Consider the following 22453-nt stretch of genomic DNA (forward strand, 5'->3'; position numbering starts at 1 on the left):
GCCATACCGTCGTTCCCATGCTCCTGAAGACGATCTTGTCCTTCGTTCTCGCGGTCGGACCGGCGGCCGCACCGGCCACGCCGGACATCCCGGTCGCCGAGTTGCACGGCAGGCTCACCGCTCTCGCCGACGGCCGCGACATCACCGCCGGGCTGGTCCACGTCCGCAACGGCACCCGCCAGTGGTCGGACGCGGTGGGCGTGCGTGACCTGGCCTCCGGCGCGCCTGCCGTCGCCGGCGGTCACTTCCGGATCGGGAGTGTCACCAAGACCTTCGCGGCCACCGTCGTCATGCAGCTGGCCGACGAGGGGCGGCTGGCACTCGACGATCCGATCGAGCGCCACCTGCCCGGTGTCGTGCCCGACGGCGGCCGCGTCACCGTCCGGTACGTCCTGCAGCACACCAGCGGCCTGCACGACTACATGAGTGAACCCGGATACTCGACCAATCGCTGGCGCGCCGACGCCCGCTTCGACGACTACACGCCATCGCAACTGCTGAAGGTGGCTTTCGCGGAAGGCCCGGACTTCGAGAACCCGGGCGAGTCCTGGCATTACTCGAACACCAACTACGTCGTCGCCGGTCTGCTGATCGAGAAGCTGACCGGACGCCCGTACGGCGAGGAGGTGACGCGGCGGATCCTGCGTCCGCTCCACCTCACGCACACCAGCGTGCCAGGCCACCGCTCCTCGTTGCCCGTTCCGCACGCCCGCGGCTATGAACCGGTGCCCACGACCCCTCCGTCGATCGTGGACGCCACCGAAATGGATCCCTCACTGGACTGGGCGGCCGGTGAGATGGTCTCCACCACGCGCGACCTGACCACCTTCGTGACCGCGCTCCTCGACGGCAGGCTGACGAGCCGGGCGAGCCTCACGGAGATGCGGCGGATGCGGGAAGCGGTTCCACTGTTCCGCTACGGCCTGGGCTTGCAGGAGTTCGCGATCCCTTGCGGGACCGGCCCGAAGCCGGTGTGGGGGCACACGGGACAGCTGATCGGCTACCTCACCGTCGCCTTCACCGACGGGAAGGGCAAGTCGCTGACCCTGTCCCTCAACCCGCACGAGCGGGACCCGTCCACCGAAGCGGTGGTCTCGATGGCGACGGCGGTCTTCTGCTAGCGATTAGTCCTCTGAATGCGGTAGTCGCGCGTGCAAGTACCGCATTCAGAGGACGAAACGCGAGGGGTCAGCCGTCCCGGGTGGTCAGGCGCGAGTAGGCGATCGAGAGCCCGATGACGATGTAGCAGGCGGCCCGCAGCGCACCCTCGCCGAGCATCGACATGTCCAGCGGGTCCATCAGCACCGCGGCCGGCGCCTGCGCCCAATCCTTGTTGAGCAGGAACGGATGCAGCCACGAGACCGCGTCCAGGAAACCGAGGATGGTGAACACGATGGTCCCCGCCAGCACCGAGGCGACCACCAGCATCGGATGCTCGGTGAACGACGAGATCGCGAGCGCGACCGCGCCGACCGCCCACAACTGCAGGGTGATCCACAGCGCCACCACCAGCAGCCTGCCGAGTGCGTCCCACACGCTCAGCGTCGAACCGGTGAGGGTGAACATCGAGTCGGTGCCGCTGATGATCAGCCCGGTCACGAAACCGGTGAACGTCATCGCCAGCACCGCGACCACCGACACCGTCGCGACGCCGAAGGCCTTGATCGCGAGCAGCTTGCCCCGCCCGACCGGCGCGATCAGCCAGCCCCGCAGCGTGCCGTGCGCAGCCTCGCCGGCGATCGCGTCCGCCCCGGCCATCGCCGAAGCGAGCGGCAGGAGCAGCGCCAGCGTCATGGTCAGCGCCGCGACCGGCAGGATGAACCCGTTGTTCATCGCGGAGGCGAGCAGCGCGCCGTCCCCGCCGCCGTTGCCGCCGTTCGCTTCCGCCGGGTCGACCAGTGTCAGCGCGACCCCGATCACGACCGGGATCAGCGCGAGCAGGCCCAGTACGGCCAGCGTGCGGGGCCGCCGGAAGATCCAGCGCAGTTCGGCGCGATACAGCCTGAGCAGGCCGATGCTGTCCCGGCCGGTCCTCGCCGCGGGTGCCGCGGCCAGAGCGTGGGTCACGACTCCCCCTCACCGTCTACAGTGGACTCCGGCTGGGTCAGCCGGGCGAACAGGTCCTCCAGGCCGGTCCGCGCGCGCGCCGCCTCGTGCACGGCCACCCCGGCCGTCACCAGATGACGCAGCACGTCGGGGGCCTCGGCGGCGGTCAGGTCCACGCGGACGCCGTCCGGGGTGAGCCTGCTGCCGATCCTGTTCTCCCGCAACGTCTCCACCGCGAGTTCGGCGTCCGGCGTCCGCACCAGCAACGCCGCGTTCCCCGACTCCAGCAGTTCCGAGAGCTCGCCCTGGGCGATCACGTTCCCGGACTGGAGCACCGCGACGTGCGTGCAGGTGGCCTCGACCTCGGCCAGCAGATGCGACGACACCAGCACGGTGACGCCGTCGGCGTGCAGTTCGGCGATGATCCGGCGGATCTCCCTGGTGCCCGCCGGGTCGAGCCCGTTGGTCGGCTCGTCGAGCACGACCATCCGCCGCGGCACGAGCAGCGCGCTCGCCAGCCCCATCCGCTGCTTCATCCCCAGCGAGTACCCCTTGTAGCGCCGGGTGGCGGCGTCGGTCAGGCCGACGCGCTCAAGCGCCGCGTCGACCGCCGCGGGGATCCCGGCCGAGGCCAGCCTCGGCTCGGCCGCGGCCACGCGCAGCAGGTTCTCGCGCCCCGAGAGAAAAGGGTGGAAACCCGGTCCTTCGACGAGCGCGCCGACGTCGGGCAGTGCGTGCGCCGCCTCGTCGGGCATCTTCTTGCCGAAGAGTTCGACCTCGCCCTCGGTGGGCCGCACGAGACCGAGCAGCATCCGGATGGTCGTCGTCTTGCCCGAACCGTTGGGGCCGAGCATCCCCAGCACGGCGCCTTCGGGAACGTCGAGATCGACGTGGTCCACGGCCACCGTGCGGCCGTAGACCTTGCGCAGGCCCCTGGTGCGGGCCGCCATGGGTACCGCCGGAGCGGACGCCTCCTGGGAGGCGTCCGTCCCGGCTTCGAAAGTGGTGGTCACTTCGCGGCCAAAGCCTCGAAGAGGACCTGCTCCGGCACCGCGCCGACGGCGTAGCGGCCGTCGTCGGTCAGCACGCCGCTGCCGACCTTGGTGGTCACCAGCCAGCCGCTGCCCCAGGCACCGCTGACCGGCTTGGCGAACCGCGAAAGCAGCGCCTTCGGGTCGACCTGGCGGCCTTCCTCGTCCTTGGCCTGGCCTGCCTTGGCCAGCGCGTCGGCCGGGATCTTGCCCGTGATCGCGGTGTCCCAGCCGTCGCCGACGACCTTGAGGTCGGACTTCGCCTGCTCGGCCAGCTCACGGTTCTTCGGGTCGACCTCGGCGGTCTTCTCGGTCACCTTCGCGCCCTTCGGCGGGGTGAACTCGAAGTTCGACGCGGGCTGGGCCGCGAAGTTGATCTCGCTGAACGAGACCTCGAGTGCCGGGGACGAGGTGCCATTGGCCAGCACCGTGACCCGCAGCGGAAGCCGGGTCTGGTCGTCGATCGCGACGCGGATCTCGCGCAGGAGCGTCCGCTCGGTCGGCTTCGGGGTCAGCACCAGTTCGTACGCGGACCGGTTCGCCACCGAGGCCGTCCCGCTGACGGCGATCGTGCTGCTCTCGCGCACCTTGCCGAGCAGTTCCGACGCCACCGTGGCCGGGTCGACGTCCTTGCTCTTCTCCTGGTGCTCCTTGGCCAGCCCGTCCGGGATGGTCACTTTGGTGGCCGAGTTGTCCTTGGAGCTGTACTCCCAGACGGTCTGGCCGTTCCGGACGATGGTCTGCTGGCTGGAGCCCTCGGTGAGCGAAACCTTGCTCTTGCCCGCGCCGTCGGTGGAGATCTGCGCCGAGTCGACGTCGAGCGCCGAGACCCCGGGCAGGGTGCTGCCGACCTGCGGCAGGCCGAGGTCGTTGCTGACCTTGACCTTCCCGTCGAACGCCGACGGCTTCGCGTTGAGCGTCGACTGCACCAGCTCTTCGGCGCTGATCTGCGGCAGGACGGGCGCGTCGCCCGCGGTGGCCGGCATCGCGACGACGGCGAGGCCGCCGACCCCGAGCGCCGTACCCACCACCGCCGCGGTGATGGCCTTCCTCTTCGGATCCATGCTGTCTCTCCCTGTTTCCCCGAACCCCAGTGTGCTCGGGTCTTGGCGACAACGCTTCCCCGGAAACGCTGAGATACCACTCAGACTCCGCCTCCCCGGCTGAGATGGCGCTGAGAGGTCGCGCGTGAGCTGGTGAAAGCGTGAATGATGAAGGGCGTGAAACCTCGAGTACTGGTGGTCGACGACGAACCCGGCGTGCGCAAGGCGTTGCAGCGGGGGCTGCGCGCCGAGGACATGGACGTGGTCACGGCGGCCGACGGGCCCAGCGGCCTGCGGCTCGCGCAGACGGGCTCCTTCGACGTCGTCCTGCTCGACATCATGCTTCCGGGGCTTTCCGGCTACCGCGTGCTCGAACGGCTGCGCGCACTCGGCGTCACCACGCCGGTGCTGATGATCTCGGCGAAGGACGGCGAGGTCGACCAGGCCGACGGCCTCGATCTCGGCGCCGACGGCTACCTCGTGAAGCCGTTCTCGTTCGTCGTACTGGTCGCGCAGGTGCGCGCGGTGCTGCGGCGGGCGTCGCCGGACGGGACCCGCGGGCCGCTGCGCATCGGCGCGCTCGAAGTCGACCGGAGCCTGCGGCAGGTCCGCTACGACGGCGTCGACGTGGCGTTCAGCCCGCGCGAGTTCGCGCTGCTGGAGGTGCTGGCGGGCCGGGCCGGAACGGTCGTCACCAAGGACGAACTGCTGCGCGCCGTCTGGGGCGACGAACAGGCCGCGACCCGCAACGTCGTCGAGGTCTACGTCGGCTACGTGCGCCGCAAACTCGACGCGGTCGGCGCGGGCGCACTGGTCAGGACCGTGCGCGGGCACGGATACCTGGCCTCGGATCCGCAGCTCGACGAAGTGATCGCCCCGGCGGGACAGGGGTGATCGGCTCGCCGTCTTGGTGGCGCCGCCGATCGCTCCAGGTCCGGATCACCCTGCTCGCGGCCACGGTCACGCTGGGCTTCCTGCTCGGGCTGGCGGCGGTCGCCGGGGACAACCTGCAACCGCTGCTCATCGGCTCGGTCGACGACGAACTGAGCGCTCAGCTGGAGACCGCGAAGGCCGACGTCTCGGCAGGGCGGACACCCTCGGGGTCGGCGGTCACCGTCCGCGTCCTCGACACCGCGGGCGGCCCGGTGGACGGCCTGCCGCCGTCGAACCTCGGGCCCACGGACGTCCGCGCGCTGAAGGCGGGCGAATCGGTCACGACCGGCGGCGAGCACAGCTGGCGCTGGGCGGGCACCGTCGTCACCGCGCCCGACGGGCAGCAACGCCTGGTCGTCGCGGGTGCGGGCCTGGTCGGCTTCGCGACCGCCGTGCACTCCGGCGGGTTGTGGCTGTTCGTGGTCGCGTCCGTCGGCGCGGTGGGCGCGGGGATCGCGACGTGGCTGCTGGTGCGGTTCGCCCTGCGACCGGTGGCGCGGATGCGCGGATCGGTGCGGGCGCTCCCGCCGGGCGCGCGGCTGCCGCTCCCGGATTCGCACGACGAACTCCGCGCGCTGGCCGAGGAGTTCAACGCGTTGCTGGCGCGGCAGGAGGAGGGCGCCGACCGGCTCCGCCGGTTCACCGGGGACGCCGCGCACGAACTCCGCTCACCGGTCGCGTCGATCCGCGTGCAGGCCGAGGTCGCCGTCGCCAATCCCGATCCCGACCTTTCGCAGGAGACGCTTTCCGACATCCTGGAGGAGGCGGAACGGCTTTCCGCGCTGCTCGACGGGCTGCTGGCGCTGGCGAGGTCGGACGCGGGGGAGGTCCCGCCCGCGGAACCGGTCGAGCTGGTGAGCGAGGTGCGGGCCGCGGTCGCGCGGATGCCCGCCGGCGCTCCCGATATCCGGGTGAGTGGCACGGTCGGCACGGCGTGGGCGCTGGCCACGCACGCCGAGGTCGAGCTGGTGCTGAGCAATCTGCTGCGCAACGCCTGCCGGTACGCGCGGACCGAGATCGTGGTGTCGGTGCTCGCTGCGCGGTCCACCGTGCGGGTGGTGGTCGACGACGACGGGCCGGGCATCGCGCCGGAGCACCGGGAACGGGTCTTCGACCGCTTCTACCGCGCGTCCGACTCGCGGGCGCGGTCCTCCGGCGGCACCGGGCTGGGCCTGGCGATGGTCGCGGAAGCCGTCCGGCGCAGGGGAGGCCGGGTGCGCGTCGGCGAATCCCCCGACGGCGGGGCTCGTTTCCAGGTCGTCTGGCAGGCGGCGCGCGGTCAGTAGGGTGTGCGCGTGGTGATCGTGGGCGCCGCCATCGTGCGGGACGGACAGTTGCTGGCGCAGCAGCGGGCTTGGCCCGCCGACCACGCCGGGCAATGGGAACTGCCGGGCGGGCGGGTCGAGGACGGTGAAAGCGACGAGGCCGCGTTGGCGAGGGAATGCCTGGAAGAACTGGACGTCGCCGTGACGGTCGCGGCCCGCGTCGGCGAAGACGTGCCGCTGCCGAAGGGGAAGGTGCTGCGGATCTACGCCGCTTCGCTGGTCAGCGCGGGGGACGAGCCGCGGGCGGTCGAGCACAAGGACGTCCGGTGGATCTCCGCACGCGAACTCGACGACCTCGACTGGCTGCCCGCCGACCGGATCCTCCTGCCCGCCCTGCACGCCCTGCTCACAAGTCCGTGAAGGCCTCCTTCCCTACCCTCAAAGTAGGGAAGGAGGCCTTCACGGACTTCAGCCGGCGCCGATGAGCCGCAGCGCCGACTGGAGCCGGTGCTCACCCCGTTCCGCCGCCCGGACGGCACCCGCCTTGCGGACCCGGTCCAGCTCACCGGGGTCGGCCAGCAGCGACAGGGCGCGCTCCCGGACCGGCCTCAGCTCCTCGATGAGCGCCTCGGCGACGGCCTCCTTCACCTGGCCGTAGGAGTCGAACCGGTCCGCGAGGACCTCGGGCTTCTCGCGGGTACAAGCCGCGAGGATGTCCAGCAGGTTCGCCATCCCCGGCCGGGTTTCCGGCGCGTAGGCGGGCTTCGACCCGCCGTCGGTCTTCGCGCGCTTGACCTTCCGGCGGACCTGGTCGGGTTCGTCGAGGACGAAGATCACCCCGGCCTCTTCCTTCGTCGACTTCGACATCTTCCGCGTCGGCTCGGCGAGGTCCATGACCCGCGCGCCGGCGGGCGGCAGCACCGCCTTCGGCATGGTGAACACGTCGCCGTAGGTGGTGTTGAACCGCTTCGCCAGCGTTCTCGCCAGCTCGACGTGCTGCCGCTGGTCCTCGCCGACCGGGACCTCGTCCGCGCCCTGCAGCAGGATGTCGGCCGCCATCAGCACCGGATAGGTCAGCAGGGATAGCCGGACACCGGCGCGGCCCTTCGACTTCTCCTTGAACTGGATCATCCTGGCGGCCTCGCCGTAGTTGCAGGTGCACTCCAGGACCCAGTTGAGGGCGCCCAGCTCGCGGGCGATGTCGGATTGCACGAACACGCGGTCCGGCTCGATCCCGGCCGCGATCAGCACGGCCAGCTGCTCCGACGCCATCGAGCGCAGTTTCGCCGGATTGTGCGAGTTCGTCATGGCGTGCAGGTCGGAGACGAAGTACAGGTCGTCCGGCCCGCCCTCGTCGGCCCAGCGCCGGATGGCCCCCAGGTGGTTCCCGACGTGGACGTGGCCGGACGGGGTGATCCCGGACAACCTGATCATCTGCCTTCTTCCTTCCGGATTCGGGCCGCCCCATGGTCCGGGCACGAAAAAGGCCGCCCGGTGGGGCGGCCTGGTGGTGCGCTCGTCTGGTTCAGCGCAGGACTTCGGGGCCGCCGGAGGGCGGCCACCACTGGGCGTTCTGCGCGCGCATGCCGATGATCGTACCGCAGCCCGGAAAGCCGGGGCGGATCACTCATTCCGGGCACGCGGCGTCAACACTTCATATCAGCCGGGGCAGTACGTCCGTCATATTGGCGATCCGGGTCTACCTTCAACTCATGTTTGTCGTCCTGCTGACCTACACCGCGCCCATCGAAGAAATCGACTACGTGCTCCCTGATCACGCCGACTGGCTGACCAAGCAGTACGAACACGGCAATTTCCTCGCCTCCGGCAGGCGCAACCCGCGCATCGGCGGCGTCATCATCACCAAGCCCATGGCCAGGGGAAAGCTGGACGCGATCCTCGCGACCGACCCCTTCTCGGTCAAGCACATGGCGAGCTACGAGGTGATCGAGTTCTCGCCGACCCGGACCGCGCCGGAACTGCGGGCGATCAACGAGGCGGTGGTGCACTGACGATCTTCTAAGCGGCCTTCGCGATCTTCGTTTTCGCCTTTTTCAGTGCGAGAACGGGGCATTTGCCGCACCGCGACTTCGACCGGCAGCATTTCTTCTTGACCTTGCCGGACTTCATCCATTTGCGCACGAGCTTGTGCGGGTCGTCGGACTGTTTCTTGCCCACGCGCGCTCCTTCTCCGACCGGTGTCGGCGACCTCTACACGTTAGGTGAGCCTAACCGATCTGGGGGCGTGGGGCTGCTCACAGTCGGGCTACAGGTATCCTGGTTTGGTCCGCGTAAGGCCAAAGTCGGCCGGGCGTGTCTCGAACGCGCGAGCGCGGGCACCACACCCGAACTTGAAACCTTTGGAGCCTTCGCGTGCCCGCAGCCAGCGCCACCGCAGTCGATGCCGGCCGCTCGTCCGGCAAGACCCGGCCCGACCTGCGCAACGTCGCCATCGTCGCACACGTCGACCACGGCAAGACGACCCTCGTCGACGCGATGCTCCGGCAGTCCGGCGCCTTCGAGGAGCGCGCCGAACTCGTCGACCGCGTGATGGACTCCGGGGAGCTCGAGCGGGAAAAGGGCATCACGATCCTCGCGAAGAACACCTCCATCCGGCGCCAGACCGACGAGGGCATGGTGACGATCAACGTCATCGACACCCCCGGTCACGCCGACTTCGGTGGCGAGGTCGAACGCGGCCTGTCCATGGTGGACGGTGTCGTGCTGCTGGTCGACGCCAGCGAGGGCCCGCTCCCGCAGACCCGGTTCGTGCTCCGCAAGACCCTCGAGGCCGGCCTGCCGGTGATCCTGGTCGTCAACAAGACCGACCGGCCCGACGCGCGGATCTCCGAGGTCGTCGAGGAGACCCACGACCTCCTGCTCGACCTTGCCGGTGACATCGAGGACGCCGACCTCGACGCGATCCTCGACCTCCCGGTCGTCTTCGCCTCCGCCCGGTCCGGCAAGGCGAGCCTCGAGCAGCCCGCCGACGGCGAGGTGCCCGAGAGCGAGAACCTCGACCCGCTGTTCGAGACCCTCCTGCGGCACGTGCCGCCGCCCTTCGCCGACCGCGAGGGCCCGCTGCGCGCGCTGGTCACCAACCTCGACGCGTCGAACTTCCTCGGCCGGATCGCGCTGATCCGCATCCACTCCGGCAGCCTGCGCAAGGGCCAGACGGTCGCGTGGATGCGCGAGGACGGCGAAGTCAGCTCCGTCCGCATCTCCGAACTGCTCGTCACGGAGGCGCTCACCCGCGTCCCGGCGACCGAGGCCAGCGCGGGCGAGCTGGTCGCCATCGCCGGTATCCCGGAGATCACCATCGGCGACACCCTCGCCGACGTCGACAACCCGGAGGCCCTGCCCCGGATCGCCGTCGACGAGCCCGCCATCTCGATGACCATCGGTGTCAACACCTCGCCGCTGGCCGGCCGCAACGGCGGCGACAAGGTCACCGCGCGCCTGGTGAAGGCGCGCCTCGACCAGGAGCTGATCGGTAACGTCTCGATCCGCGTCCTGCCGACCGAGCGCCCCGACACCTGGGAGGTCCAGGGCCGTGGCGAGCTGGCGCTGGCCATCCTCGTCGAGCAGATGCGCCGTGAGGGCTTCGAGCTGACCGTCGGCAAGCCGCAGGTGGTCACCCGGATGATCGACGGCAAACTGCACGAGCCGTTCGAGCGTCTGTCGATCGACTCGCCCGAAGAGCACCTCGGCGCGATCACCCAGCTGCTCGCCGCCCGCAAGGGCCGCATGGAGCACATGGGCGGGCACGGCTCGGGCCGCATCAAGCTCGACTACGTCCTCCCGGCGCGTGGCCTGATCGGCTTCCGCACCGACTTCCTCACCGAGACCCGCGGCACCGGTATCGCGAACCACGTGTTCGAGGGCTACCAGCCGTGGGCGGGCGAGATCCGCACCCGGCACTCCGGTTCCCTGGTCGCCGACCGCTCCGGCCCGATCACCGCGTACGCGATGATCCAGCTGGCCGACCGCGGCACCTTCTTCGTCGAGCCGGGCGCCGAGGTGTACGAGGGCATGGTCGTGGGCGAGAACCCGCGCGCCGAGGACCTCGACATCAACATCACCAAGGAGAAGAAGCTCACCAACATGCGCTCCTCCACCGGTGACGTGATGGAGACGCTGGCCCGGCCGCGCAAGATGGGCCTGGAAGAGGCGCTGGAGTTCTGCGCCGTGGACGAGTGCGTCGAGGTCGCCCCCGACGTCGTCCGCGTCCGCAAGGTCACGCTGGACATCAACCAGCGCGCCAAGGAGCGCAACCGCAACAAGAACCGCGGCTGAGTCCGCCGGAGGTCGAGGTGGGTCGTGAGTGGCGATTCGGGTTCTAGCCCGAATCGCCACTCACGACCACCTGTACCGATCGGTCGCGTGACTGGCTGGACGACACGTGTGATTGGACGGACGACACGTTGACGCGACCGGCCTGCCGCGAGCCGTCCGGCTGGACACGTGTGTCGTCCATCCAGTCACGTGTGTCGTCCGTCGGATCACGCCACGCCTGCGCCGAAGGGCGTCTGCTCACTCACCGTGAGTAGGCGCCCTTCGGCGTTTCCGGCGCGGAATGCGGTCACGCACCGTATTCGATCGAGCGTTCTTCGTTAAAGAAAGATCCTTTCCCTGCAATTCCGATGGAAAGTGATCGCCCTTTTCGGACGGTGTTCACAACACCGGAACGCCAGGCGCCGGAACGACGGCGGAGCGGCCGCGCGCGCCGGTTGGCGGAATGCGGACACGGCCGCCGTGAAACGAAAGAGCCTAAATGCGTCCGGATAGGACTCGCGATCGCGATCGTTTCGGTCGTGAATCGTGCGGTGGCGAACATTCCGGCGGGCGTTCCGGAATGTTCCGGGTTTGCGGAACCGATTGCCGAAGCGTCGCGATCGGGTGTGGCCGAAAAGGCTCGGCGCGGCAGGAACCCCGGGCGGCTCCCGGACGTCCTCCTGGGGAGGACGGCATCCGGTCGGGCGGCGGCCGGGCCGATATGGGAATCTCGCTGCCGAGGCCATGTCCGGCGTGATAGCTCTATGGCGACGGGGCGAGGGACAAACCAGGAGGATCCAGGCGTGCGGTCACGGACCACAGCGGCACCCATGCTGGCGTGCGCGGCGGTGCTCCTCGCCGCCTGCAGCAACACCCCGCCCCCGCCCGTGGTCAGCTCTTCGGCCTCCCCGGTGAGCACGTCGACCACGAAGACGCCTTCGCAGGTCGTCGTGGGGGTCGACGACGTCCTCGGCGGCTACAACCCGCACAACCTCGCCGACGCGTCCCAGGTGACGTCGGCGCTCTCGCAGCTGCTGCTCCCGTCGGTGTTCCGCCCCAAGGACGACGGCAGCTTCGAGCTGGACAAGAACCTGATGAAGTCCGCCGAGGTCGTCTCGCAGCAGCCGTTCACGGTCGCGTACACGATCCGCCCGGACGCCTCCTGGTCCGACAGCGCGCCGATCGCGGCCGAGGACTTCGCGTACCTCCGCGAGGCGATGCGCGACCAGCCGGGCGTCATCGGCGCCGCCGGCTACCGGCTGATCTCGGACATCCAGTCGCGCGAAGGCGGCAAGCGGGTCGAGGTCACCTTCTCCAAGCCGTACCCGGGCTGGCAGACGCTCTTCGGCAACCTCCTGCCCGCCCATCTGCTCAAGGACGCCCCGAACGGGTGGCAGGGCGCGCTGGCGACGGCGTTCCCGGCCGTCGGCGGCCCGTACTCGATCAAGGGCCTCGACACCGCGCGCGGAGAGATCACCCTGGAGCGCAACGAGCGCTATTGGGAGAAACCCTCCGCCCTCGACCGGATCGTGCTCCGTGCGGCCGATCAGGAGGGCACACTGGCCGCGCTGCGCAGCGGCAACGACCAGTTCGCGATGACCAGGACCGACGGCACCGGCCTCAAACGGCTCGGCGAACTCGGCTCCGCCGTCCAGCTGCACACGGTCGCGCGTCCCACGGTCGCGCAGATCCTCCTGCGGCCGGTGAGTTCGACGCTGTCGGATCCCAAGGTGCGCGAAGGTGTCACCGCGCTGATCGACCGCGGCAAGCTGATCGCCGAGGCGACCGACGGCGGCCCGTCGGACAAGCTCCGCGCCGACGCCCAGGTCCGCGTCCCGTCGGCCCCCGGTTTCCAGCCGACGATCCCGGCCCCTGGCCCGCCGTCGGCGGCCGACCCGGCCAAGGGCGAGGAACTGCTCAAATCCGCCGGATACACCAAGGAAGCCGGAACCTGGCGGAAGAACGGGAAGAACCTTTCGCTGGTCGTCGCGTCGCCCGCCAAGCAGGAGCCGTACGCGACGATCGCCAAGGAACTGACGGCGCAACTGGTGGCCGCGGGGATCGAGGTCAACGCGATCGCGCCGCAGCCGAGGGAGCTGTTCTCGACCCTGCTCGCCATGCCGGTGCTGAACGGAATCCAGCAGACGACGCCGGAGGGCGCGGGCAACGTCGGCATCGACATCGCGGTGATCGGCCAGGTCATCGGCGGTGCGGACGTCGCGTCGGCGCTGGCGTCCAGCTTCGGCTGCCGCCCCGATCAGCTCACCGACAAGACCAAGGCCGTCGTCCCGGCGAACCCGCTGGGCTTCTGCGATCCGGCCCTGCAGCCGTCGATCGACGCCGCGCTGACCGGCGCCACCCCGGCCGCGGACGCGCTTTCGGCCCTCGAACCGGAATTGTGGCGTCGGAATGTTGCCATTCCGTTGTTCCAGCTGGCCGATACCCTCGCCATCGGCTCTGGTATTTCCGGAGTAACCGCTGGTCCTCCTATGGTGGGCCCTTTCGGGTCGGCGGTGAACTGGACGAGGGGTCCGAAGTAGCCGTTTCGAGTCCGAGCCGGACCCTGGCGGGTGACCTTTCCCGGCACGTTCGAGTGGCGGACTGATTCCTCAAGGTAACCGGTGTATTTCTTGTTGTCAGCCGCAAGTTACCCTTTGGTCACGATCGCCCCGGAACTGGTGACTGTTCGTGCATTTCCTTTCTAGCGTGCACCCGCAGTGCGCCAAATGAGTGTCGCTTGGCGTGTCATAGGCTCCGGGCCATCTCACCGGAGCGGTGTGGGGTCCTGTTCCGATCTCAGGAGCCCAGTGCTAGGAGGGCACACTTCATGAGGAAGTCCAAGGCAGTCTCCGCCTGGTCGCTGGTCGCGGCCTCCGCGCTTGTGCTGAGCGCATGCAGCGGTGGCGACAGCGGTAGTACCGACCAGAACGGGTCGTCGACCGATATCAAGAGCATGGCGACCGGCAAGGCGCAGAACGGCGAAAACTTCAAGCTCGCGGACACCCCGGGGTACGAAGGCACCGTCACGGTGGGCATCGACGACGGGTACTCGGGCTACAACAACGACACGCCCGACACCAACACGTCGTACAACACCTACATCCTGACCGCCGTGCTCGCCGGCGCCGATGTGCTCGACGGCAACAACAAGGTGCTGCTGAACAACGACGTGTTCGACTCCTGGGAGGTCACCTCCAAGTCGCCGCAGACCGTCGTCTACAAGATCAAGCCGAACGTCAAGTGGTCGGACAACGAAGCGTTCGACTGCGACGACATGTACCTGTCGTGGCTGGCGCACTCCGGCAAGGCGAAGACCGCCGACGGCAAGCAGGCCTTCCTCGCCGCTTCGACGACCGGCTACCAGCTGATCAACGAGGCGACCTGCAAGGACGACCTGACCTTCGAGACCAAGTACACCGAGCCGTACCTGGACTACAAGGGTCTGTTCAACTCGACCGCGATCATGCCCGCGCACATCGTCGAGAAGAACTCGGGCGTCGCCGACATCACGAAGCTGACCCCGACCAGCGACGCCGCGCAGCTCACCAAGGCCGGTGACTTCTGGACCAACGGCTTCAAGGGCTTCAAGGCCGACGTCATGCCGGCTTCGGGCCCGTACAAGATCACCGCGTTCGACGCCAACCAGAAGGCCGTCACGCTCGAGAAGAACCCGAACTGGATCGGTGGCAAGGGTGGCCCCTCCAAGATCGTCGTGAAGGCGATGGAGGACACCAAGGCCATGGCGACCGCGCTGCAGAACGGTGAGATCGACGTCGCCGCTTCGACCCAGCCCGACGCCACCGCGGCCAACACCATGAAGGGCCTTTCCGCCCAGGGTGTCACCTACGGTTCGGCCTCGCAGCTGACCTTCGAGCACATCGACCTCAACTACAAGCGCATGTTCAAGGACAAGGACCTGCGCAAGGCGTTCTTCGAGGTCGTCAACCGCCAGGAGATCACCGACAAGCTGCTGAAGGAGGTCCAGGCCGACGCGACCCCGCTGAACAGCATCGTGTTCATGCCGGGCGAGCAGGGCTTCAAGGACCTGTACAGCAGCAAGGCCGGTCTGGGCGCCGAGGCCGCGGCCAAGACGCTGACCGACGCCGGCTGGGTCAAGGGTGGCGACGGCATCTTCGCCAAGAACGGCCAGCGCGCGTCGTTCAAGATCTCGCACAACCAGAACACCCGCCGTCAGCAGACCGTCGAGATCATCATCTCGCAGGCCAAGGCCGCCGGTATCGAGATCACGGACGACCAGGACGCCAACTTCCTGAAGGGTGGCCGTCTCGCGGCCAGCGACTACGACGCCGCGCTCTTCGGCTGGTCCGCCGCTCCGTTCAAGGCCGAGCAGAAGTCGATCTACATCACCCGTGTCGACGACAGCAGCCAGAACTACCAGGGCCTGTCGAACCCGACGATCGACTCGTCCTTCGAGGCGGCCGTGAAGGCCACCGACGAGGCCGTGCAGCTGGAGAACTACCAGAAGGCCGACCAGGCGATCGCGGACGAGTACGCGACGCTGCCGCTGTTCCAGACCCCGTCCATGTGGGCGTTCAAGGGCATCGACCGCACTTACATGCAGTCGTACAACGGTGTCCTGTGGAACGTCGGTGAGTGGGAGCAGAAGAAGTAGGGCCTTCCGCCCCGCTTTTTCACCACTCGCTTACGCGATCCTGGTGGTACGGGGGCCCGGCCACAAGCCGGGCCCCCGTACCCGCCGGAAGTAGCTGTTGACCGTAGGGTTACCGCCACTACGGTGGACAACCGGGCAGCGGTCCAGCACTTCGGCGACCAGGCCCGGATGAGGAGCAGTTCGTTGAACCTGGTGATCTACATTCTTCGCCGTCTGGCGATATCGATTCCCGTCCTGTTGGTCGGGACTTTCCTGTGTTTCGTCATGGTCGCCGGCACCGGTGACCCGCTCGCTGAGATGAAGAGCAACCCGGCCATGAGCAAGGAAGCCATCGCGCAGATGGCCTCGCAGCTCGGGCTGGACCAGAGCATCGTGCCCCGGTACTTCACTTGGCTCGGCAACTTCGTCACCGGCGACTGGGGCGTGTCCATCGCACAGGGCAACGCGCAGGCCCCGGTGTTCCCGAAGGTCATGGCCGCGTTCGAGGTCACCTTGAAGCTCGTGGTCGGTGCCGAGATCCTCGCGCTCGTCCTCGGCGTCCTCGTCGGTGTGGTCGCGGCGGTCAAGCAGTACTCGATCATCGACTACATCGCCACCACGCTGGCCTTCCTGCTGTTCTCGATGCCGATCTTCTGTGTCGCCATCGTGCTCAAGCGGTACGCGATCGAGTTCAACGGCTGGGTGCGCGACCTGGGACTGTCCGATGTGCTCGGTAATCCCTGGATCCGCACCACGAGTCCGGAATCGCTGAATTTCGACGGTCCAGGCGGATTCCTGGCCAGTTACATCGGCGCTTATCTGCTGCCGACACTGTCCATCATGGCCATCAGCTTCGCCGCCTACAGCCGGTTCCAGCGCGCTTCGATGCTGGAGACGCTGAACGCGGACTACGTGCGGACCGCGCGTGCGAAGGGACTCGCCAACGGCCGGGTCATCTTCCGCCACGCCTTCCGTAACGCGCTCATCCCGGTGACCACGCTGTTCTCCGTCAACTTCGGTGCCGTGCTCTCGGGCGCGATCATCACCGAGACGGTGTTCAACTGGAATGGCATGGGCAAGCTGCTCGTCGAAGCCGTGACCAAGAGCGATACGCAGGTGATGATGGGGTGGCTGGTGCTCATCGCCAGCAGCATCATCGTCGCCAACCTGATCGCCGACCTGATGTACGGCATCCTGGACCCGAGGATTCGCGTTGGCTGACTTGAACTCCCTTATCGCGGCGGAAGGCTCCAAGTCCGCCGACGGCACGCTCCCGGACGAGGCGCTGCCCGAGCCCCAGAGTCAGGGCAAGCTGGTCCTGCGCAAGTTCCTGCGGCACAAGCTGGCCATGGTCTGCACCGGCGTCCTGCTGCTGCTCGTGCTGACCGTCATCATCATGCCGATCTTCTGGCCGCACAGCTACGAGGACAGCTCCTTCCCGTCCTTCGCCAAGCCCAGCGCGGACTATCCGCTCGGGACGACGCAGGTCGGCAAGGAAATGGTGTCGCAGATCCTGCGCGGCACCCAGTACTCGCTGCTGATCGCGCTCATCGTGTCGCTCGTCGCCACCACCATCGGCACCGTTTTCGGTGCCATGGCGGGGTATCTGCGTGGCTTCACCGACTCGGCGATCTCCCGCGTGACGGACCTGTTCCTGATCGTCCCGCAGATCGCCGCCGCCGCCATCCTGGCGAAGGTGTTCGGTGGCGGTACCTGGTACATCGTCGCGATGGTGCTGGCGGCCTTCGGCTGGATGCCGATCGCCCGTATCGCCAGGGCCGAGTCGATGTCGCTGTCCCAGCGCGAGTTCGTGGACGCCGCCCGCGCGTCCGGTGCCGGGACGTTCCACATCGTGTTCAAGCACCTGGTGCCGAACATGGTCGGCCTCATCACGGTCAACGCGACCCTCGCGATCGCGCAGGCCGTGCTGATCGAGGCGGCACTGTCGTTCATCGGGCTCGGGGTGCAGCTGCCGGACACTTCGCTCGGCCGCGTCATCCTCGAGAACTACGCGCAGCTGCAGGCACGGCCGGCGTTGTTCTTCGGCCCGTTCATCGTGCTGGTGCTGATCTCGCTGACGATCAACTTCATCGGTGACGGCCTGCGGGACGCTTTCGACCCGCGGCAGCGCCGTCAGAAGGCCTGAGGCCCTCTTTAGCGCGTGAAGGCCCCTTCCCTCGNNCGAGGGAAGGGGCCTTCACGCGCTTGGGGCACGGGAGGCGGTACTCGCGTGTCTGGAAGCGGCATTCGCGTGATTGAAGCCGTAACTCGCGTGATCAGAGGCGTAACTCGCGTGATTGAAGGCGGAACTCGCGTATGCGGCCCGAGGCACGCGAGTTCCGCCTTCAGACACGCGAGTTACGGCTTCAATCACGCGTGATGCGGCTCCGGACACGCGAGTGACGTCCAGATACACAAAGGCCCCCTTCACCGCGTCCAGCGCGGCGAAGGGGGCCTTCACGTAAGCGTCAGTCGGCCACCGGGGCCAGCTTGCCCGCCTCCCAGGCCGCACGCCGCTCGGCCTGCAGCACCGGGTCCGCGACCGGGGCGGCCGACAGCAGACGACGGGTGTAGTCCTCGCGCGGCGAGTGCAGCACCTGGTCACGCGTGCCGACCTCGACCAGCTTGCCGTGCTGCATCACCGCGACCCGGTCGGCCAGCAGGTCGACGACGGCCAGGTCGTGGCTGATGAACAGGCAGGCGAACTGCAGCGAGCGCTGCAGGTCCAGGAACAGGTCCAGCACGCGGGCCTGCACCGACACGTCGAGCGCCGAGGTCGGCTCGTCCGCGATCAGCAGCGCCGGGTCGAGCGAGAGCGCCCGCGCGATGGCGACGCGCTGGCGCTGGCCGCCGGACAGCTCGTGCGGGTACCGGTTGCGGTAGTGGCCGCCGAGCTCGACCTTGTCCAAAAGGGACGTCACGCGCTCGTTCAGGGCCTTGCCCTGCAGGAACTTGTGCAGCACCATCGGCTCGGCGATCGATTCGCCGATGGTCATCTTCGGGTCCAGTGTGGACGCCGGGTCCTGGAACACGATCGAGAAGTAGCGGCGCAGCGGGCGCAGCTCCTTGTTCGACATGTTCGTGATGTCCTTGCCCGCGATCGACACGGTGCCCGCGGTCGGGGTCAGCAGGCGGATCGCGCAGCGGCCGACGGTCGACTTGCCGGAGCCGGATTCACCGACCAGGCCGACGATCTCGCCCTTGGCGATGCTCAGCGAGACGTCGTCCACCGCGCGGTTCTTCGCCTGGCCGCGGCGGCCGGGGTACTCCAGCACGAGGTTCTTGATCTCGAGCGCGGGCGCGTTCTCCTCGATCACCGCGGCGAGCTCGGAGTCTTCGAGCCGGATCTCCTCGGCGATCTTCGTGGCCTCGTCGCTGTCGGCGGAGATACCCTCGTCGTCGAGCAGGCGGCGGCCCTCGGGGCGCTGGCCCAGCACGGGCACCGCGGCGAGCAGCTTGCGGGTGTACTCCTGCGACGGCGACGCGAACAGCTCGCGCACCGGCGCCTCTTCGACGATGTTGCCCTGGTACATCACGACCACGCGGTCGGCGAGGTCGGCGACGACGCCCATGTCGTGCGTGATCAGCACGATCGCGGTGTTGAGGGTGTCACGCAGCTTGCGCAGCAGGCCGAGGATCTCCGCCTGCACGGTGACGTCGAGCGCGGTGGTCGGCTCGTCGGCGATGATGACCTTCGGGTCGCACGAGATCGCCATCGCGATGACGACGCGCTGGCGCAGACCGCCCGAGAGCTGGTGCGGGTACTGCTTGAAGCGCAGCGACGGGTTCGGGATGCCGACCATCTCCAGCAGCTCGACGGCGCGCTTGTCGGCGGCTTCCTTCGAGATGTCCTGGTGCGAGCGGAGGGCTTCGCGCAGCTGCCAGCCGACGGTGTAGACCGGGTTCAGCGCGGTCATCGGCTCCTGGAAGATCATCGCGACCTGGTTGCCGCGGATCTTCTGGAGGTCCTTCTCCTTGAGGTCGGCCAGGTTGCGGTCGCCGAGGCGGAGCTCGCCCGCGATCCGGCTCGTCTTCGGGAGCAGCCCGAGCACCGACATCGAGGTCACCGACTTGCCGGAACCGGACTCGCCGACGACGGCGACGATCTCACCCGGCTTGACGTCGAAACCGATGCCCTTGACGGCGTCGACCACGCCCTCGTCGGTCGGGAACGAGACGCTCAGGTCGGAGATGGACAGAACCGAACCCGACACGCCGCCGAGGTCCGACGATGCTGCTTCAGTGCTCACCAAGATGCCCTTCGTGGGGGTACTTATAAGTCACGGCGCAATGCCCGTGACGGTGTCAACGCGTCCTCGGCGGTAAAGAGTGCCTCGGACGTGCGCGAGGATAACCGAGAGTCGCCCGACTAAGGTCGGTGCTCGGAGCTTCCGTTCCCGACACCCTATAAAGGAAAGCGCGCCGTGTTCGAATTAGTCTTCAAGCCGTGATCTCCGACCGGCCCAAATTGCTCCTGGTGCACGCCCATCCGGACGACGAAAGCATCACCACCGGTGGCACCATCGCGCGTTACGCGGCCGAAGGCGCCGAAGTGACCGTCGTCACGTGCACTCTCGGTGAGGAAGGCGAGATCATCCCGCCGTCCCTCGACGGTCTCGGTTCGTGGGCTTCCGATCAGCTCGGCGGCTACCGCGCGGGCGAGCTCGCGTCGGCCTGCGCGGCGCTGGGCGTCACCCGGCACCGGTATCTCGGCGGCATCGGCCGCTGGCGTGACTCCGGGATGGCCGGGACGCCGTCCGCGGCCCATCCGCGCGCGTTCTCCGGCGGCGACCTCGACGAGCAGACGGCTCAGCTCGCCGAGATCCTCGACGAGGTCCGGCCCCAGGTCGTCGTCACCTATGACGCCTTCGGGGGTTACGGGCACCCCGACCACATCCGCGCGCACGAGGTCACCATGGCCGCGGCGCCGAAGGCCGCGTCGGTCGAGCGGGTGTTCCACACCGTTTCCTCCCGTGACGCCGTCGCGGCCGGGCTCGCCGCGCTGCGCGGACGCTCGACGTTCCGGGTCCCCGAAGACGGCGAACTGCCGGTGACGCCGGACGAGACCATCACGACCGTCCTGGACGTCGGCGCGTACATCCCGGCGAAGGCGGCCGCGCTGCGGGCGCACGAGACCCAGGTCAGCGTGCCGGCCCCGCCGCATCTCGCCGACCACTTCGCGCTGAGCAACGACGTCGCGCAGCCGATCACCCCGAACGAGTACTTCGTGCTCGCCCACGGACCGGCCGAAGGTGCCGCGGCCGATCTGTTCGGGGGACTCGCGAAGTGAGTGAGCCGCTCACGTCGCGGCAGCGCCTGCTGCTCGTCCTGCTGACCTTCGACGCGTTCCTGCTCGGCCTGCTCGAACTCTTCTTCCTGCCGCTCCGCCTCGACGGGATCGTGCTGCCGAAGCTCGGGGACGCGCCGCTGCCGGTGACCGTCGTGCTCGCGGTGCTCACGACCCCGCTCCTGGTGCGGACGACCGCGAAAGTGGTGCGGCCCTCCTTTTCGGTGATTCCGCTGCTCGTCTGGGTACTAGTCGTACTCGGGATGGGCTCGACCGGGCCCGGAGGTGATCTGGTGCTGATACAGGACTGGCGGGCCTTGCTGCTGATCGGTGGCGGGGCGTTGCCGGGAGCACTGGCGCTGGGTGGCGGTCTTGGCAGGCCGGCGAAGGGAGTCAGCGGTGGGTGAAGCGATTTCGGACCGTCAGGTGGTGGCCGTCCTGCGGCCGTTCGTCCGCGCCTGCGGGCCGATGGTCGACGCGCTGCGGGACGCGGACCCGTTCGGATTGCAGGCGAGGGGCCGCCGCCACGAGGATCTGGACGGCGTCGAGCCCGGGCTGAAGGACAAGCTGCTCAACGGGATCACCTCGGTCAAGGTGCCCGGCACCGCGGCGTGGGCCGAGATGTCGAACTACCAGCGGACCGACTGGTGGGTGAACCGGGTCGGCCGGTTCACCGCGCTGATCACCGCGATCCCCGGCCTCGGCGGCGCGCTCGCCGACCGCCTGCCCGTGCAGGACGCGCTCGGCTCGGCGGCGCAGGGGGTGCTGCTGTGCGCGATCGCGGGGGAGTACGGCGTGACCGACGTCGGCGCCCGTGTCCGGCTGATCGCGTGGGTCCTTTTCGAACGCGACATCGACCCGGTGATCGCGGCGGGCAAACACGCCGAACACGACAAGGCCGCCGAAGACGACGAAGCGGCGAAGCTCACCGAAGAACTCGACGACGCGAAGAAGAAGCACGGCAAGATCACCTTGAAGGCCGCCGCGGGCACGCTGTGGCGGCTCGGCCGGGGACTGCTGGGTATCGTCGAAGAACTGGAGAAGCGACCGCGCGGCCGTCTTTTCCACCGTGCGCTCGGGAAGCTGCCGGTGGTCGGGATGGCGGGCGACTACCTCGGCGAGCGGTCCGGTCTCAAACGCGTCTGGAAGCGGGCGCACGAATGGTTCACCGAACACCCCGACGGCGAGCTCACTTCCAGAACATGAACGCGTCCTGGCCGTACATGGCCGCGAGCTTGAACCCGCCGACGGTGTCGAAGACCGCGAAGGATCCCTCCCACAGCAACGAGCTGGCCCCGGGTACGAGGAACAGCACGGCGAACAGCACGATCGGCGCCCACGGCCGGGCTTTCGCGCCGAACTCGCGCGCGCCGGGCGAAAGGTAGGGCTCGATCGCGCCCCAGCCGTCGAGGCCGGGGATCGGCAGGATGTTCAGGATGAACGTGACGATCTGAAGCAGCGCCAGGAACGAAAGCCCGATCACGAGACCGGACGACATCGGCACGAGCGCGACGATGAGGGTCAGCAGGACACCGACACCGAGGTTGCTCAGCGGGCCGGCGAGCGACACCCACGACTGGACTCCGCGTGAGCGCAGGCGCCCGTGTTCGATCCACACCGCGCCACCCGGCAGCGGGATGCCGCCGATGAAGAGGAATACCAACGGCAGGATGATGGACAGTGCCGGATCCGTGTATTTCCGGACGTCCATGGACAGGTAACCCTTGTGGGCGACGCTGTGGTCGCCGCCGCGGAACGCCACCATCGCGTGACCGAACTCGTGCAGCGTCAGTGACGCGACCCAGCCGCCTGCGACGAGCAGGACGACGCCGATGATGATGAGCGGGTCGTACTTCTGGCTGGAAATCGTCGTCGTGTCACCGAAAGCCGCCAGTACACCGCCCAGGACGGTGACCGCGAGGATGCCGAGGAAGATCGGGCTTGGCCGCACTGCTGATCTC

20 protein-coding genes are annotated in these 22453 nt (G+C 68.5%); 13 read left to right on the top strand and 7 right to left on the bottom strand.

The window, feature by feature from the left end; translation table 11 throughout:
- Positions 1-17: 17 nt before the first annotated feature.
- The gene (locus AVR91_RS39715) at positions 18-1121 is read left to right on the top strand and encodes a serine hydrolase domain-containing protein (RefSeq protein WP_063277577.1); all 1104 of its coding nucleotides are present in this window, start codon (positions 18-20) and stop codon (positions 1119-1121) included.
- 67 nt (positions 1122-1188) lie between these two features.
- Here the strand turns inward: AVR91_RS39715 and AVR91_RS39720 are convergent, their stop codons facing one another.
- The 3 genes from AVR91_RS39720 to AVR91_RS39730 are packed head-to-tail and all read right to left on the bottom strand — an operon-like array spanning position 1189 to position 4141.
- Positions 1189-2067, bottom strand: a complete 879-nt coding sequence (locus tag AVR91_RS39720; RefSeq protein WP_063277576.1) for an ABC transporter permease — start codon at positions 2065-2067, stop codon at positions 1189-1191.
- A complete protein-coding gene (locus tag AVR91_RS39725) occupies positions 2064-3059 on the bottom strand; it encodes an ABC transporter ATP-binding protein (RefSeq protein WP_063277575.1) in 996 nt (331 codons plus the stop codon). Before AVR91_RS39725 ends, AVR91_RS39720 begins: the two co-directional genes overlap by 4 nt.
- Positions 3056-4141 (bottom strand): LolA family protein, encoded by a 1086-nt coding sequence (locus AVR91_RS39730; RefSeq protein ID WP_016337129.1) that lies wholly within the window; start codon positions 4139-4141, stop codon positions 3056-3058. The genes AVR91_RS39725 and AVR91_RS39730 overlap by 4 nt, the downstream gene beginning before the upstream one ends.
- Before the next feature lie 144 nt (positions 4142-4285).
- Between AVR91_RS39730 and AVR91_RS39735 the strand changes: the two genes are divergently transcribed.
- From AVR91_RS39735 to AVR91_RS39745, 3 genes are read left to right on the top strand one after another with little or no spacing between them, the layout of a single operon-like run.
- Positions 4286-5014: a response regulator transcription factor gene (locus AVR91_RS39735; RefSeq protein WP_063277574.1), complete on the top strand. Its 729-nt coding sequence runs from the start codon at positions 4286-4288 to the stop codon at positions 5012-5014.
- The gene (locus AVR91_RS39740) at positions 5011-6339 is read left to right on the top strand and encodes an ATP-binding protein (RefSeq protein ID WP_063277573.1); all 1329 of its coding nucleotides are present in this window, start codon (positions 5011-5013) and stop codon (positions 6337-6339) included. Before AVR91_RS39735 ends, AVR91_RS39740 begins: the two co-directional genes overlap by 4 nt.
- 9 nt (positions 6340-6348) lie before the next feature.
- Positions 6349-6738 carry a (deoxy)nucleoside triphosphate pyrophosphohydrolase gene (locus AVR91_RS39745; protein ID WP_063277572.1) on the top strand — a complete coding sequence of 130 codons (390 nt, stop codon included), beginning with the start codon at positions 6349-6351 and terminating at the stop codon, positions 6736-6738.
- A 48-nt stretch (positions 6739-6786) separates the two neighbouring features.
- Here the strand turns inward: AVR91_RS39745 and trpS are convergent, their stop codons facing one another.
- Complete coding sequence (trpS, locus tag AVR91_RS39750; protein WP_063277571.1) at positions 6787-7752, bottom strand: tryptophan--tRNA ligase; 966 nt, start codon at positions 7750-7752, stop codon at positions 6787-6789.
- 278 nt (positions 7753-8030) lie between these two features.
- Between trpS and AVR91_RS39755 the strand changes: the two genes are divergently transcribed.
- On the top strand, positions 8031-8330 hold the full coding sequence (locus AVR91_RS39755) for a YciI family protein (RefSeq protein ID WP_016337123.1): 300 nt from the start codon (positions 8031-8033) through the stop codon (positions 8328-8330).
- Between the two features lie 7 nt (positions 8331-8337).
- Here the strand turns inward: AVR91_RS39755 and AVR91_RS43465 are convergent, their stop codons facing one another.
- Positions 8338-8496 carry a hypothetical protein gene (locus AVR91_RS43465; RefSeq protein ID WP_170064585.1) on the bottom strand — a complete coding sequence of 53 codons (159 nt, stop codon included), beginning with the start codon at positions 8494-8496 and terminating at the stop codon, positions 8338-8340.
- A gap of 195 nt (positions 8497-8691) precedes the next feature.
- On the opposite strand from AVR91_RS43465, the gene typA reads away from it, so the two are divergent.
- The 5 genes from typA (at position 8692) to AVR91_RS39785 (ending at position 17351) form a co-directional block, all read left to right on the top strand.
- A complete protein-coding gene (gene typA, locus AVR91_RS39760; RefSeq protein WP_016337122.1) occupies positions 8692-10614 on the top strand; it encodes a translational GTPase TypA in 1923 nt (640 codons plus the stop codon).
- An 809-nt stretch (positions 10615-11423) separates the two neighbouring features.
- A complete protein-coding gene (locus tag AVR91_RS39770) occupies positions 11424-13133 on the top strand; it encodes an ABC transporter family substrate-binding protein (RefSeq protein WP_063277570.1) in 1710 nt (569 codons plus the stop codon).
- A 287-nt stretch (positions 13134-13420) separates the two neighbouring features.
- A complete protein-coding gene (locus AVR91_RS39775) occupies positions 13421-15226 on the top strand; it encodes an ABC transporter family substrate-binding protein (protein WP_063277569.1) in 1806 nt (601 codons plus the stop codon).
- Between the two features lie 183 nt (positions 15227-15409).
- Entirely contained in the window at positions 15410-16426 is a 1017-nt protein-coding gene (locus AVR91_RS39780) for an ABC transporter permease (RefSeq protein WP_063277670.1), read from the top strand.
- A complete protein-coding gene (locus AVR91_RS39785; RefSeq protein WP_143254252.1) occupies positions 16419-17351 on the top strand; it encodes an ABC transporter permease in 933 nt (310 codons plus the stop codon). Before AVR91_RS39780 ends, AVR91_RS39785 begins: the two co-directional genes overlap by 8 nt.
- Before the next feature lie 322 nt (positions 17352-17673).
- On the opposite strand, the gene AVR91_RS39790 is transcribed toward AVR91_RS39785, so the two are convergent.
- Complete coding sequence (locus tag AVR91_RS39790) at positions 17674-19455, bottom strand: ABC transporter ATP-binding protein (RefSeq protein ID WP_063277768.1); 1782 nt, start codon at positions 19453-19455, stop codon at positions 17674-17676.
- A gap of 197 nt (positions 19456-19652) precedes the next feature.
- Between AVR91_RS39790 and mshB the strand changes: the two genes are divergently transcribed.
- Genes mshB through AVR91_RS39805 form a run of 3 tightly spaced genes read left to right on the top strand, consistent with a single transcriptional unit; the run spans position 19653 to position 21698 of the window.
- On the top strand, positions 19653-20495 hold the full coding sequence (gene mshB, locus AVR91_RS39795) for an N-acetyl-1-D-myo-inositol-2-amino-2-deoxy-alpha-D-glucopyranoside deacetylase (protein WP_063277767.1): 843 nt from the start codon (positions 19653-19655) through the stop codon (positions 20493-20495).
- On the top strand, positions 20492-20899 hold the full coding sequence (locus AVR91_RS39800) for a hypothetical protein (RefSeq protein ID WP_063277766.1): 408 nt from the start codon (positions 20492-20494) through the stop codon (positions 20897-20899). The genes mshB and AVR91_RS39800 overlap by 4 nt, the downstream gene beginning before the upstream one ends.
- Complete coding sequence (locus tag AVR91_RS39805; RefSeq protein WP_063277765.1) at positions 20892-21698, top strand: hypothetical protein; 807 nt, start codon at positions 20892-20894, stop codon at positions 21696-21698. Before AVR91_RS39800 ends, AVR91_RS39805 begins: the two co-directional genes overlap by 8 nt.
- Here the strand turns inward: AVR91_RS39805 and AVR91_RS39810 are convergent.
- Positions 21682-22443 carry a site-2 protease family protein gene (locus AVR91_RS39810; RefSeq protein ID WP_063277764.1) on the bottom strand — a complete coding sequence of 254 codons (762 nt, stop codon included), beginning with the start codon at positions 22441-22443 and terminating at the stop codon, positions 21682-21684. The genes AVR91_RS39805 and AVR91_RS39810 overlap by 17 nt on opposite strands.
- Between the last annotated feature and the right edge of the window lie 10 nt (positions 22444-22453).

Origin of the sequence: Amycolatopsis keratiniphila subsp. keratiniphila (genome assembly GCF_001620365.2) — a bacterium.
Taxonomy (GTDB): domain Bacteria; phylum Actinomycetota; class Actinomycetes; order Mycobacteriales; family Pseudonocardiaceae; genus Amycolatopsis; species Amycolatopsis keratiniphila.

Bases quoted from the DNA above. Each gene is read 5' to 3' on its own strand.
- AVR91_RS39715 (WP_063277577.1), top strand. From the start codon at position 18: ATGCTCCTGAAGACGATCTTGTCCTTCGTTCTCGCGGTCGGACCGGCG.
- AVR91_RS39730 (WP_016337129.1), bottom strand. From the start codon at position 4,141: ATGGATCCGAAGAGGAAGGCCATCACCGCGGCGGTGGTGGGTACGGCG.
- AVR91_RS39735 (WP_063277574.1), top strand. From the start codon at position 4,286: ATGATGAAGGGCGTGAAACCTCGAGTACTGGTGGTCGACGACGAACCC.
- trpS (WP_063277571.1), bottom strand. From the start codon at position 7,752: ATGATCAGGTTGTCCGGGATCACCCCGTCCGGCCACGTCCACGTCGGG.
- AVR91_RS39755 (WP_016337123.1), top strand. From the start codon at position 8,031: ATGTTTGTCGTCCTGCTGACCTACACCGCGCCCATCGAAGAAATCGAC.
- AVR91_RS39770 (WP_063277570.1), top strand. From the start codon at position 11,424: ATGCTGGCGTGCGCGGCGGTGCTCCTCGCCGCCTGCAGCAACACCCCG.
- AVR91_RS39775 (WP_063277569.1), top strand. From the start codon at position 13,421: ATGAGGAAGTCCAAGGCAGTCTCCGCCTGGTCGCTGGTCGCGGCCTCC.